At 68.9% G+C, this 13,290-nt stretch carries 11 protein-coding genes; 3 read left to right on the top strand and 8 right to left on the bottom strand.

Annotated features, from left to right (window positions below):
- The first annotated feature begins 58 nt into the window (after nt 1-58).
- Nucleotides 59-1,081, top strand: a complete 1,023-nt coding sequence (locus G5B46_RS11650; protein ID WP_165258835.1) for a glycosyltransferase family 2 protein — start codon at nt 59-61, stop codon at nt 1,079-1,081.
- Here G5B46_RS11650 and argE read toward each other — a convergent pair.
- Nucleotides 1,044-2,222 (bottom strand): acetylornithine deacetylase, encoded by a 1,179-nt coding sequence (gene argE / locus G5B46_RS11645; RefSeq protein ID WP_165258834.1) that lies wholly within the window; start codon nt 2,220-2,222, stop codon nt 1,044-1,046. The two genes, G5B46_RS11650 and argE, sit on opposite strands and share 38 nt — an antisense overlap.
- Before the next feature lie 158 nt (nt 2,223-2,380).
- On the opposite strand from argE, the gene purU reads away from it, so the two are divergent.
- The gene (gene purU, locus G5B46_RS11640) at nt 2,381-3,223 is read left to right on the top strand and encodes a formyltetrahydrofolate deformylase (protein WP_165258832.1); all 843 of its coding nucleotides are present in this window, start codon (nt 2,381-2,383) and stop codon (nt 3,221-3,223) included.
- A 76-nt stretch (nt 3,224-3,299) separates the two neighbouring features.
- On the opposite strand, the gene G5B46_RS11635 is transcribed toward purU, so the two are convergent.
- Together G5B46_RS11635 and G5B46_RS11630 are read right to left on the bottom strand one after the other, a co-directional pair.
- Nucleotides 3,300-5,435 carry a TonB-dependent receptor gene (locus G5B46_RS11635; RefSeq protein ID WP_165258830.1) on the bottom strand — a complete coding sequence of 712 codons (2,136 nt, stop codon included), beginning with the start codon at nt 5,433-5,435 and terminating at the stop codon, nt 3,300-3,302.
- A 156-nt stretch (nt 5,436-5,591) separates the two neighbouring features.
- Nucleotides 5,592-6,113, bottom strand: coding sequence for an FKBP-type peptidyl-prolyl cis-trans isomerase (locus G5B46_RS11630; protein WP_205691618.1), 522 nt, complete (start codon nt 6,111-6,113; stop codon nt 5,592-5,594).
- Between the two features lie 171 nt (nt 6,114-6,284).
- Between G5B46_RS11630 and galU the strand changes: the two genes are divergently transcribed.
- Nucleotides 6,285-7,154: a UTP--glucose-1-phosphate uridylyltransferase GalU gene (gene galU / locus G5B46_RS11625; RefSeq protein ID WP_165258826.1), complete on the top strand. Its 870-nt coding sequence runs from the start codon at nt 6,285-6,287 to the stop codon at nt 7,152-7,154.
- Nucleotides 7,155-7,391: 237 nt separating this feature from the next.
- On the opposite strand, the gene G5B46_RS11620 is transcribed toward galU, so the two are convergent.
- The 5 genes from G5B46_RS11620 to G5B46_RS11600 all read right to left on the bottom strand — a co-directional run bounded on the left by G5B46_RS11620 (nt 7,392) and on the right by G5B46_RS11600 (nt 13,289).
- On the bottom strand, nt 7,392-8,594 hold the full coding sequence (locus tag G5B46_RS11620; RefSeq protein ID WP_165258825.1) for a threonine ammonia-lyase: 1,203 nt from the start codon (nt 8,592-8,594) through the stop codon (nt 7,392-7,394).
- A gap of 136 nt (nt 8,595-8,730) precedes the next feature.
- Nucleotides 8,731-10,224: a sulfotransferase gene (locus G5B46_RS11615; RefSeq protein ID WP_240903438.1), complete on the bottom strand. Its 1,494-nt coding sequence runs from the start codon at nt 10,222-10,224 to the stop codon at nt 8,731-8,733.
- 183 nt (nt 10,225-10,407) lie between these two features.
- Nucleotides 10,408-10,908 (bottom strand): hypothetical protein, encoded by a 501-nt coding sequence (locus G5B46_RS11610; RefSeq protein WP_165258822.1) that lies wholly within the window; start codon nt 10,906-10,908, stop codon nt 10,408-10,410.
- Nucleotides 10,909-10,912: 4 nt separating this feature from the next.
- A complete protein-coding gene (locus G5B46_RS11605; protein ID WP_165258820.1) occupies nt 10,913-11,902 on the bottom strand; it encodes a hypothetical protein in 990 nt (329 codons plus the stop codon).
- A 13-nt stretch (nt 11,903-11,915) separates the two neighbouring features.
- The gene (locus G5B46_RS11600; RefSeq protein WP_165258819.1) at nt 11,916-13,289 is read right to left on the bottom strand and encodes a hypothetical protein; all 1,374 of its coding nucleotides are present in this window, start codon (nt 13,287-13,289) and stop codon (nt 11,916-11,918) included.
- Between the last annotated feature and the right edge of the window lies 1 nt (nt 13,290).

Here is a 13,290-nt window from a genome sequence, read left to right as displayed (position 1 = left end):
CTTTGCCCGGGCCCCTGTGTTAGCGAGTGTCGCGCCGCGTTCAACCAAGCATTTGGGCATGCCGACCGTTTCTCCCGCCTTCAGCGTCATCGTCGTCGCCTACCAGAGCGGCCCCACCCTGGGCCGGTGCCTGGCCGGGCTCGCCGCCCAGACCTTCCGTGATTTCGAGGTGCTGCTGGTCGACAACGCCTCCAGCGACGGCGCGCCGCAGGCCGCCGCGGCGGCCGATCCGTCGATCCGCCTGATCGAACCGGGCGCCAACACCGGCTTCGCGGCCGGCAACAACATCGCCGCCCGCCAGGCCAGGGGCCGCTGGCTGGTGCTGCTGAACCCCGACGCCTATCCCCACCCCGACTGGCTGGCCAGGCTGGCCGCCGCCGCCGGGCGCCATCCGGACGTGATGAGCTTCGCTTCGCTGCAGCTGGTCGCCGACGAGCCGGGCCTGATGGACGGCGCGGGCGACGTCATGACCTCGGCCGGCATCCCGTTCCGCGGCGGCTATCGCCGCAGGGAGTCGGCCAAGGTGTTCGAGGGCGAGGTGTTCTCGGCCTGCGGCGCGGCGATGATGCTGGACCGCGAGCTGTTCCTGCGCCTGGGCGGCTTCGACGAGCGGTTCTTCTGCTACTGCGAGGACGTCGACCTGGGCTACCGGCTGCGGCTGGAAGGCGAGCCGACCCTGCTGGTTCCCGACGCCAAGGTTGAGCACGTCGGCTCGGCGACGCTGGGCGTGCGCTCCGACTTCGCCCTGTTCCACGGCACCCGCAACCGGGTCTGGACCTTCCTGAAGAACACGCCCGCGCCGATGCTGTGGTGGAGCGCGCCGCTGCACTTCGCGGTCACCGCCGGCCTCTTCCTGCTGCATGTGCGCCGGCGCGACGCCGGGCCGGTGTGGAAAGGCTTCAAGGCCGCCTTCGTGAAGGCCGACCTCGATCCGATCCTGGCCTCGCGCCGGCAGATCCAGGCCGCCCGCAAGGCGCCGGCGATCGACATCCTGCGGGCCATGGCCCTGGACCCGGTGGCCTTCTTCGGCCGCCGGATCGTCATCAGGCAGTGGCGAGGTCGTCGATCAGACGCCGCATGAACTGGGCGCCGCGCTCCATCTGGGCGATCTCGACATACTCGTCGGGCTGGTGGGCCTGGTCGATCGAGCCCGGACCGCAGATGACGGTGGAGAAGCCCGCGCCCTGGAACTGCCCGGCCTCGGCCGCATAGGGCGCGACGCGGGCCGGACCGTTGTCGCCGGCCATGCGGCGGGCGAAGGCCTCGGCCGCGCCGTTCGGCTCCGGCGCGAACGACGGCGTCAGCGAGCGCACCTCGACCTTGACCCCGCCCTCGGGCGCCCTGGCCCTGACCTCGGCGTCCAGCGACGCGGCCAGGGCGAAGAAGTCGGCCAGGATGGCGGCAGGATCCAGCCCCGGCGGCGTGCGCAGGTCGAACACGAACACGCACTGGCGCGCCAGGATGTTCACCGCCGTGCCGCCGTTGACCTGGCCGATGGTCAGGGTCGCGCCCTTGGGCATGAACGGCGAGGCGGGATCGGCCTCGCGCTCCAGCCGCTCGGACAGCGCCACCAGATGGCTCATCAGCTTGACGGCGACCATGTTGGCCGAGACGCCCAGGTGGGTGAGGCTGGAATGGGCCTCGCGCCCCGTCACCGTCACCCAGTAGCTGGCGATGCCCTTGTGGGCCTGGACGGCGACCATGTCGGTGGGCTCACCCACCACCACCAGGGCGGGTCGGGGCAGGTCGCGGGCGATGACCGCGATCATGTCGGGCGCGCCCAGGCAGCCGACCTCCTCGTCATAGGAGAAGGCCAGGTGCACGGGACGCTTGAGATCGCTGGCGACCAGGTCGGGCGCGGCCGCCAGGGCCAGGGCCAGAAACCCCTTCATGTCGCAGGTTCCGCGCCCATAGAGGCGGCCGTCGCGCTCGGTCAGGGTCCAGGGGTCGCTCGACCAGGGCTGGCCGTCGACGGGGACCACGTCGGTGTGGCCCGACAGCACGACCCCGCCCGGGGTCGCAGGCCCGATGCTGGCCATCAGGTTGGACTTGGTCCCGTCGACGTTGGGCACGCGCCGCGAGGCCACGCCCAGGTCGGACAGATAGGCCTCGACCCATTCGATCAGGGCCAGGTTGGAGCCGCGCGAGGTGGTGTCGAAGGCGACCAGCTTGGCCAGGATGTCGACGGCGCGGGCGGAAAGCGCTTCGGGAGAGGAAACCATCCGCCAAGCCTAGGCCGCGCCGCCCCGGGCCGCCAAGCCCGCCCGGCGCACCCCGGGCAGGTTCGTGCGAACACCTGAGAAAAGCTCACGGCGCGCGCAAGAAACGTGCTCGCTCACGGCTTTTCTTCATCCGAGCCAAGCTTTAGAGGAAACGGACCATGATCCTGACCCTCTCCTGCCCCGACCAGCCCGGCATCGTCGCCAAGGTCTCGACCTTCCTGTTCGAGCGCGGCTGCAACATTCTCGACGCCCAGCAATTCGACGACCAGGAGACGGGCGACTTCTTCATGCGCGTCGTCTTCGATCCCGACGGCGCCGACCGCCAGGCCCTGCGCGCCGAGTTCGAGGCCCTGGCCAAGGGCTTTTCCATGCGCTGGAGCCTGCGCGACCCGGCCGAGCGCTATCGCGTCATGATCCTGGCCAGCAAGTTCGACCACTGCCTGGCCGACCTCGTTTATCGCTGGCGCATCGGCGAGCTGCCGATGGACGTCACCGCGATCGTCGCCAATCACCCCGCCGAGACCTACACCCACGTCGACCTGTCGGGCCTGCCCTTCCATCACCTGCCGGTGACCAAGGAGACCAAGTTCGAGCAGGAGGCCGCGCTCTGGAAGCTGATCCAGGAGACGCAGACCGACATCGTCGTGCTCGCCCGCTACATGCAGGTGCTGTCGGACGGCCTGGCGGCTAAGCTCTCGGGCCGCTGCATCAACATCCACCACTCGTTCCTGCCGGGCTTCAAGGGCGCCAAGCCCTATCACCAGGCCCACGCCCGCGGCGTGAAGGTGATCGGCGCTTCCGCCCACTACGTGACTGGCGACCTCGACGAGGGTCCGATCATCGAGCAGGACGTCGAGCGCATCAGCCACCGCGACACCCCCGAGGACCTGGTCCGCAAGGGCCGCGACATCGAGCGCCGCGTCCTGGCCCGCGCCCTGCGCTGGCGCCTGGAGGACCGCGTGCTGCTGAACGGCCGCAAGACGGTGGTGTTCACCGACTGACGGCCTTGAAGCCTTCAAACGAAAGGGGGCGGCCCGACGGGCCGCCCCTTCTGCGTTCTGCGCGCGATCGCGACGCCTAGAAGTCCACCTGCACCGAGACCCACAGACGGCGGGGCTCCTGGTTGTTGGTGTACTCGGGCGCGTAGGCCACGGGCGCGCCATAGGGCAGCTGGCGCACGAAGTCCTTGTTGAACAGGTTGTAGATCGTGGCGTTCAGCGTGACGGCTTCGGTCGCCTTGAACGAGCCGCCCAGGTGGAACAGGCTGTAGGCCTTGTAGTCGCCCAGGGCGACGCGGGCCGGGCCTTCGCCGCGATAGCGCTCGCTGCGGTACTCGCCGCGCACCCAGGCGTTCACCCGGTCGGTCACCCGCCAGCGCAGGTTGCCGTTGACCATGTGCTCGGGCGTGTCGGTCAGCTTGCGGCCGGCCTCGGCCCCGCTCTTCTGCTCGCTGTCGGTGAAGGTGTAGTTCAGGCCCAGCGTCCAGTCGTCGGCGAAATGCCAGCGCGCGGCGGCCTCGACCCCTTGCGTCACCGCCTCGTCGATATTGATGCTCTGACCGAAGGTGGCGGCGTTGGGGAAGAAGCCCACATCGACGCAGCCGGCGGGGCGGCCCGTGCCGGCGTTGTACTGCGCCTGGGTCAGGCCGAAGGCGCAGTTGGTCACCGGCGGGCCCGAGGCGATCTTGTCCTCGAACTTGTTGTGGAAGACCGTGACGTTGGCCGTGAAGCCGTTCTGATTGTCGTAGTAGGCGCCGGCCTCGGTGCTGGTGCTGGTTTCCGGCTGCAGGCCCGGCGAGCCCAGCAGCGGCAGGCGGCCCTGCTGGCCAAAGCCGTTGATGCCGGGGGCCAGCTGCTCCAGGCGCGGGGTCTTGAAGCCCTGGCTGACGCCGCCCTTGAAGGTCCAGTTGTCGTTGGCGTTCCAGACCAGATAGGCGCGCGGGCTGAAGTGGCCGCCGAACACGCTGTGGTCGTCGTGGCGGGCGCCCAGCGTCAGGGCCAGCCCCTCGGTGAAGCGCCACTCGTCCTCGGCGAACACCGCCCACTGCTCGTGCACGAACGGCTGCGGCGCGACGCCGTCCTTCATCTCGGCGTCCCAGTACTGGCCGCCGATCGTGAAGGTGTGGTTCTTCCAGCGCGAATAGAGCTTGGTGTCGAAGATGGTGTTGGTCGATTCCAGGTCGCGGGCGCCGCCGGCCCCGGCCACGCCGTTGGGGATGATCCGGCCGATGGTCTCGGTCTTGGCCTGCGAGAGGTTGCTCTCGATCTGGCCGAACGGCAGGCGCCAGTTGTGGGCCAGGGCGATCTGGCGGCGGTTGAACTCCAGGGCGTTGGCGTAGCCGCCGGCCGTGGTGTTGGTGCCCATCTGACCCTGCGAGTTGTCGTACCACTGGGTGGACTCGTCGATGTCCAGCCACAGGTCGTGGTCGGCGTGCGGCGTCAGGGTCAGGCGCGCGCCGATCGTGCGCAGCTCGCTCTTGGTGGCGCTGCGGCCAAAGCCGGTGATCGGGGTGTCGACGCCGCCGACGTTCTCGTAGGTCAGCTTGGAGGCTTCGCGGTTCAGGAAGCTGCCGCGCACGGCCAGGCCCAGCAGGTCACGGACGATCGGCCCGTTGGCGTAGAGGTTGCCGCCGTAGAGATTGCCGAACTCGTCGTCGCCCTGCAGCGTGCCGTCGAGGCTGGCCGTGCCGCTCCACTTGGTCCCGACCTTGCGGGTGATGATGTTGACGACGCCGCCCATGGCGTCCGACCCGTAGAGGGTCGAAACCGGACCGCGCACCACCTCGATGCGCTCGATGGCGGCCACCGGCGGCAGGAAGCTGGTCGAGGTTTCGCCAAAGCCGTTGGGCGTGACGCTGCCGGCGGTGTTCTGGCGGCGGCCGTCGATCAGGATCAGCGTGTAGTCGCTGCCCATGCCGCGGATGTTGATGTTGAGGCCGCCGGTCTTGCCCACGGCCGAGCCGACGTCGACGCCTTCGACATTGGTCAGCACTTCGGCCAGGCTGGCCGCGCGCATCTCCTGCAGCTCTTCGCGCGGCACGACGGTGACGCTGGCCGGGGCGTTGACCAGCTTCTGCTCGAAGCCGGCGGCGGTGACGACGACGCCGTCCAGGTCGGCCGCGTCCGGCGCGGGTTCGGCGGCCATGGCCGCGCCCGACAGGGCCAGGGCCGCGGCGGACCCCATCAGAACGGAAGCAAACGTGACGCGCGACATCCCCAACTCCAGCCAAGCTTCTTGCGAGTGAGTGTCGCTATCAGCCCGACAAGCCGGAGAACCAAGTGCTTTGACCGCGCCGCAACGATTTGAAACCGGCCAGAAACGTGGGCGCAAGGAACGCGCCCACGCTCGGCCCATCCGTCAGGCCACGGATCAGCTCTTGGGAGCCTGCAGCTTGCTGCGCAGCACGTCGATCAGCTCGATCTTGAAGACCAGGGTGCTGCCCGGCGGGATGTCGGCCCCGGCCTGGTTGTCGCCATAGGCCAGGTCGGCGGGCACGTAGAGCATCCACTCGTCGCCCGGGCGCATCAGCTGCATGGCCTCGACCCAGCCGGGGATCAGGCCGCGCAGCGGGAACGAGGCGGGCACGCCGCGCTCGTAGGAGCTGTCGAACACGAACCCGTCGAGGCGCTTGCCCTCGTAGTGGACCTTGACCTCGTCGATCGGGCGCGGGTGCAGGCCGGTTTCCGGACCCGAGCGGATCACCTTGTACTGCAGGCCGCTGGGCAGGGTGACGACGCCCGGCTCCTTGGCGTTCTTGGCCAGGAAGTCGGACCCGGCGGTCTTGGCCGCCGACATCGCCGCCTGCCGCGCGGCCAGATCCTCCTTGGAAGGACCACATCCCGCCAGCGACAGGCCGGCCAGGGCGGCGAGAAGAAGGAACCGAGCGCGCATGAAGGTGTTTCCGATGGCCATATCCGCATCCTGAGCTAGCAGGCTTGGCGCGAACATCAATCATTCCGTGCTTGGAACGCATTGCAGACATCGTTGTCACGCAACGGTGGTGGCGTGGTCGGCGGCCACACTCTAGAACCCTGTCATCCGAGACACAGATACGAGGTGCTCATGAAACCCGTCCGCAAGGCCGTCCTTCCCGTCGCCGGCCTGGGCACCCGCGTGCTGCCCGGGACGAAGTCGACGCCGAAGGAACTTCTCAACGTCGTGGACCGGCCGATCCTGTCCTACATCGTCGAGGAAGGCCGCGCCGCCGGCATCGAGCACTTCATCTTCGTCACCGGCCGCGGCAAGGGCGCGATCGAGGACTATTTCGACCACCAGGTCGAGCTGGAGATGCAGCTCGAGGCCAAGGGCAAGCTCGACATCCTCAAGCAGCTGCGCGACGAGCTGCCCAAGCCGGGCGAAATGAGCTTCGTGCGCCAGATGGCCCCGCTTGGCCTGGGCCACGCGGTGTGGTGCGCCCGCGACATCATCGGCGACGAGCCGTTCGCCGTGCTGCTGCCCGACGTCATCGTCGACGCGCCCAAGTCGGCGCTGGCTCAGCTGATCGAGGTCTATGACCAGGTCGGCGGCGGCAACGTCATCGGCGTCGAGGAAGTGCCCGAAAGCGAGACCCACAAGTACGGCGTCGTCGCGCCCAGCAAGGTCGAGGGCCGCCTGGCCACCATGAGCGGCATGGTCGAGAAGCCCCCCAAGGGCACGGCCCCCTCGAACTGGGCCATCGCCGGCCGCTACATCCTGCAGCCCGAGATCTTCGACCTGCTGGCCAGCCAGGAAAAGGGCGCCGGCAACGAGATCCAGCTGACCGACTCGATGGCCAAGCTGATGCAGGACCAGGCCTTCCACGCCTATGTCTACGAAGGCGACACCCACGACTGCGGCGACAAGATCGGCCTGCTGAAGGCCAACGTCGCCCTGGCGCTGAAGCGTCCGGACCTGGGCGAAGCGGCCCGCGCGGCGATCTCGGCGCTGCTCTAGGCGGCGCTATCATAGCGAAAAAGAAAGGCCCCTCATCGCGCGATGAGGGGCCTTTTTCTTGTCCGCTCCCCATTCGTCATCCCGGCCGGAGCGAAGCGGAGAGCCGGGCCCCAGGGGACTAGGCTCGGTGCAACGACTTAGCGCCGCAGTGGTGGCGACCGCTGTGCGGCTGCCCCTGGGTCCCGGATAAGCCCTACGGGCTTTCCGGGATGACGAACTTTGGGGATCCTAAGCCGACTACACCGTCCGCGGCGGGTAGCCGTGCTCGCGCAGGGCGTCGATGACTTCCTGGGTGTGCTGGGCGTCGCGGGTCTCGATGGTGATGTCGAACTCCGCGCCCTTGGCCGGCACGTCCAGCGCCAGACGGTTGTGGTTCACCTCGATGATGTTGGCGCCCATGGCGCCGATCACGTGCGAGACGGTCGACAGCAGGCCCGGGCGGTCGTCGCCGACGATGCGCAGGGACACCAGCCGCTGGGCGCGCACCAGTTCGCGGGTGAGCACCGAGGCCAGGAGGCGGGTGTCGATGTTGCCGCCGCACAGGATCAGGCCGCACTTCTTGCCGCGGAAGCGTTCCGGATAAGCCAGCAGCGCCGCCAACGAGGCCGCGCCCGCGCCCTCGGCAATGGTCTTCTCGACGTTGCAGTACAGCGAGACGGCCTGCTCAAGGTGCGGCTCTTCCAGCAGCAGCACGTCGTCGATCAGCGGGCGGGCGACGCCGTAGGTCAGCTCGCCGACCTGCTTGACCGCGACGCCTTCGGCGATGGTCTGGCCGCCGCAATGGGCCTGCACGCCGCGCATCTTGGCGGTGAAGGACGGATACATGGCCGGCTCGCAGCCGACGATGCGGATGTCGGGATTGACCGCCTTGGCCGCCGTGGCCACGCCGCTGATCAGGCCGCCGCCGCCGATCGGCACGGGCAGGATCTCCAGGTCCGGCGCATCCTCCAGCATCTCCAGGGCGATGGTGCCCTGGCCGGCCATGATGTCGTAGTCGTCAAACGGGTGGACGAAGGTCAGGCCCTGCTCGTCGCGCAGCTTGCGGGCGTGGGCGTTGGCGTCGTCATAGGTCTCGCCCTCGATGACCACGGTCGCGCCGAAGTCGCGGGTGTGCTGCACCTTCACGAAGGGCGTGGTCTTGGGCATGACGATGGTGGCCGGCACGCCGAGGCGGGCGGCGTGATAGGCCAGGCCCTGGGCGTGGTTGCCGGCGCTGGCGGCGATGACCCCGCGCTGCTTCTCGACGTCCGACAGCAGGAGCAGCTTGTTCAGCGCCCCGCGCTCCTTGTAGGCGGCCGTGAACTGCAGGTTCTCGAACTTCACCCACACCTCGGCGCCGGTAATCTTCGAGAGCGTGCGCGAATAGCGGCACGGGGTGCGCTCGATATGACCGGAAAGACGCTCAGCGGCGGCGCGGATGGCGGTGATGTCGAGGGTCATGAAGTTCGGTTTCTTCGTCCTGGAGCGATAGGCCGCGCGCACGGGGCGGCGGCCCGCCGTCCTTACCCCAAGGCGGGCGTCCGTGGGGCTAAAATCTGGCCCTCGGAACGCCGGCCGGACGGGCAGCGGGGGCCGTCTACAGCAGCTTCACCTGGATCGAGCGCATGGCCAGGCCCAGCTCGCGCGTGTCCTCGACGGGCTCGTCCTGCGGGCGCTTTCGCACCGGCAGCAGCAGCTCCAGGTCGACCACGCCGTTCTCCAGCCGCGTGGTGAAGGCGTAGCGGGCGGGCATGGGTTCATCGGCCCGCACCCTGTGGTGCATTTCCTTGCCGTCGGGCGTGCGGATGATGAACGGCACGTGCGCCTGGGCGGCGAAGCTTGGAATGAACTCCAGGTCGATCCAGGCCTCGGCCGACGGCGGCGCATCCTGGATCCGGAACTGAACCCGCGCCCGGTCGGCGACCGTCCAGCACCATTCGGGCTCGGGATCGCCGAAGCCCGCCGAACCGATCGCGCGCTCGTCGGCCCGGCCGAAAAGAACCTTGCTGCCGTCGGCCACGACGCGATGCACGCGGCCCAGGTCGAACAGCTCCGACAGGCTCTTGCCGTCCCAGGCGTCGACCACCGGATGGAAGGCACCGCGCAGGCTCGCCAGCTCTTCCGACGCCAGGCCGTAGAACCGGGCGTGCTCGGGCAGCGGCGCCATCAGGTTCTCGAAGCGGTTCTCGACGCCGAGGAACGCGGCGATGCGGCCGGCCTCTTCCTCGAAGTTGTTGGCCAGGCTCTCGTACTTGACGAACAGGTGGTCGGGATCGTCGCGATGCGCCAGGGCGTAGTCCCAGTTGCGCAGCCATTCCTCGATCGCCTGGCCGATGTCCTCGACATGCCAGATGTCAGCCTTCAGCTTGGCCATCTTGGCCCGGTGCATCGACGAGCTGACCACGTCGAGCGGATTGCGGATGACCACCACGACCTTGGTCGACAGGCCGTACTGGGTCTTCAGCGCCTCGCGTTCCTTGAGGTCGAGGTTCGGCATCTTGTCGCCGAAGGCCTGCAGGTCGCCCTTGCCGGACGTCGCGCGATAGACGGCCTCCAGGATGTCGAAGAACGATTCACGACGCGGCACCGGCAAGAGGTCGACGATGTCGTTCGACGGACGCTTGTTGTCGCGCGCGGTGTGGTGGGCCAGGGCCGCGCCGAGCGGATCTTCCTTCTTCTTCTTGGCGACGGCCTTGCGGGGCTTTTCCGCCACCGGGTCGGCGACGACCTCCTGGGCGACGATCTCCTGCGCGGCGGGCGGGGGCGTATCGATGGACGAGGCCACCGCCTCGACCGGAGCCTCGACCTTGGGCGGCGCGGCCGAGGCGGCCGCCAGCTGCAGGGCGACCTTCGGCTTCACCACGGAGGAGAATTCGCGCTGGCTGCGATCGGCGTCGAACAGGCGGTCGGCGATGTCGAACAGGCTCTTGAGGCCGTACTCGTGCATGCACCCGACATGCGGATGGGTGTTCAGGATCTGCTGGAGCACCGTTGTGCCGCTACGCGTGCCACCCGTGAGGAAAAACCACACTTTGTCCGTAGTCACCAAGTTAGACGCGGCATTACCCACAACGCAGACCCATCGATACATTTCAGCGATATCGAGACAGGGCCATCGCGGGTAAACGTTCGCAAACGCTACCTTAGAGGGAAAACAACGCCTCCCCTTGACCAACCCCACCTCAGATAGTGGCCGACACTATGTGATCACGCACGCTTGCTCAACACCCTAAGCCGGGTAGCCGACGAAGGGCGCGCGGCGGGGCCGGCGATCCTAGATCTGGATCCGCCCCAGCGAGCAGGCGGCGTCGGCCTGGTCGACCAGGCCGTAGGCCGTGACCTCGCCGGAAACCGTGGTCGCATAGCCGCGCCAGCCCACCGTCTCGGACGTCACCGCGGGCATGGCCTTGGGCACGTCGGGGCGCGGACGGCCGCCGTCGGCGGCGCCGGTGATCACGCCCTTGTCGTCGACCAGCAGAACCTTGAGCGTCCCGCGCTTGCCGGTCGCGTCCCAGCCCCAGCCCTCGACGGCCACGCCGGACTTTCCGTCCCCGTAGCGGGCGGTGACGATGTCGACATAGCCCTCGCAGTCGGCCTTGGCGGGGAACTTGGCCAGCATCTTCTGGCCCAGGTACGGCTTGGCCCAGTCGGCGATGGCCGGCAGCTGATCGGCGACCAGCGGCGCGTTGGACCGGGCGCTGGAGCCGCCGGACAGGTCGCACGCGGCCAGGCCCAGCGTGGCGGCGATGATCAGGGAAGCGCGGAAAGCTTGCATGGCGTCACCTTCGGGAAAGATCGTCAAAACGCGACGAGGCGCGGGCGTAGATCGCGGCGTCGTGCTGGGTCAGTCGCTCCAGGAGATCGTCCGCGCGCGGATCGACGCCCTCGAACGGCTCCCAGTCGTACCGGCCCTGATAGACCACGTCGTCGTGGCGCTCCCGCAAGGGATCGCCGACGTCGCAGCCCAGGGCCTGGGCGAAAACGCGCCGCGCGCCGGGCAGGTCCTCGAACACCCCCACGACGGCCTCGTCGACCAGGGCGCCGGCGGCCTCGACCGCGGTCGCCGGATCCAGCGGCGCGACCTCGCCGCGGGCGGCTTCCCAGCGGCCCTTGGGCAACGGACCGGCCAGGGCCCGGGCATAGCCGTTGTCGAGCACGGTGGGCGCGACCTGCGCCCCCTCGGCCAGGAAATCGGCCAGGTCCAGGCGCTTGGCCAGCCGGCACAGCTCGAAATCCATCCGCTCGACCAGCGCCTCGTCATAGGCGCGCAGGTGGCGATAGACCCGCACCAGCCGCGCCTTGGGCTCGGCCAGCATCAGCAGCACCTGGCGCCGGCCCGGGATCAGGCGCAGGCTTGGACGATCGAAGAAGCCCGCGAACGCCCCGTAGGCCGCCAGGTCGACGGCCGACCGGAACAGCAGGCCGTTGTGCTCCTCAGGGCAGCGCACCTCCTGCGCGGTCCCGTCGGAAAACAGCCGCATCACCTGATCCGAACCGACCTGAGGCAGCCGCAGGAAGATCCGCCTCGCATGGTCCTCGGGCAAAGCGTCTTCCACGCCGTGGCGATAGCCCTCGACGCGGTCGAACAGCCCCGCCCGCTCGGCCATGAACAGGAATTCGGGCCCGTCGAGCAGCCGCTGCCGGAAGCCCTCCAGGCTGAGCCCCGCCGAAAGGTGGGACTGCACGGCCTGGTCGCTTTCGGCCTCCCGCCCGAGAAGCCATCGATATCCTTCACGGACGTGCGCCTCGGTCAGCGGGGTGCTGCTCATGACGGCGCCCTCCTCAGCGCACGACGTTGATCGGGATCGCGACCTCCTGCGCGGCCCAACCGACGGTCTCGATCACAATGCGGGCCCGCAGCTCGTAGGATCCTGGCTTGGCCGGGACCGGCACCAGAAGATCGACCTCGCCGGCCGGCCGGTCGACGGCGCCGATGTCCATCCAGTCGCTGGAGAGTTCCGAGGAGCCCTTGCGCAGCCAGGTGAAGGCCACGCGCGGGAAGGCTTCCTTGCTGGCCATCAGGGCGTTGCGGTTGCGCCAGCCGACGCTGACCCAGACGCCGCCGCGGGCCATCGCCGTGGACGCGTGCGAGGCGATGCCGAAGTCCAAGCCCTCAAGATAGGCGCGTTCGGTCGGCGGCGCGGGCCGTTCGGTCGGCGCGGCGTGCGTCACCCGGGGCTCAGGCCACAACACGCTGCCCACCGTCAGCAGGTCGCGTTCCAGCTGCTCCTGATCGACCAGGCCGTCCTGCAGGTGGCTGGGATCGCGCTCCAGCTCGGCCAGACGCTCGGCATAGGCCGGCCGATGCCGGTGGTTGTCGATGATCCACGGCAGGACCTTGTCGTCGGCCGGCCGCGGCTCGGGCGAATTGGCGTAGTCGTCCGGCTTCAGCACGTCCGGCGGCACCCCGATCAGGCAGGAGCGGCCGAGGATGTAGTGATAGGTCGCCAGCATCCGCTGCAGGTCGGCGTTGCGCTCGAAGAGCTGGCCGAAGATCTCGCCCCGCGAGCCCGGGCCCTGACCCTGCCGGGCCGCCCAGTTGACGCGCAGCATGTCGCGCGCCGAACGGTAGCGGTCGACGAACGGGCGGGCGTACCAGCGCACCTCGGCGATCGCCGCGCCGCGGTGGGCGAAGTGATCGTAGTCGATCGAGGTCGTCGCCAGCATCAGCAGGTCGGAGACCTTGCCGCCCATGTAGCGGTCTTCCAGCCAGAACGGGTGGATCGAGTTGAAGGCGCCCGTGAAGATCCGGCCGCTCAGGCCGCCCAGCGGATCGGCCGGCGCCGGGACGGCCTCGGCCAGATAGGTCAGCAGGCCGTCGAGATTGACCCGGTGCGGAAACACGATGTCGGGGCGGATGCGCAGCACCACCTGATCGGGGTGCAGCCGCTCCAGCGCCCGCCGGAAGGTGGCGGTCTGCAGGTAGACGTGGCCGGGCCCGGCATAGCCGGTCGGCTGCGGCGCCTCGATGAGGATCGCGCCGATATCGGCCAGGTCCCGGCGCAGACCTTCATAGAGGTCGATCTCGCCGATCCAGGTCGAATAGTAGATGTCGTTGACCAGCCCCTGCCGGCGGTACTCGCCCAGGGACTTCAGGATCGGCCGAAAGAGATCCGGCCGGCGCACGAGTCCGCAGATTACGACAGTGACGGACATG

Origin of the sequence: Caulobacter sp. 602-2, from assembly GCF_011043625.1 — a bacterium.
In the GTDB taxonomy this organism is placed as follows: domain Bacteria; phylum Pseudomonadota; class Alphaproteobacteria; order Caulobacterales; family Caulobacteraceae; genus Caulobacter.
Note: the sequence above shows the minus strand (reverse complement) of the source record. Positions and strands in the feature narration are given on the sequence as shown.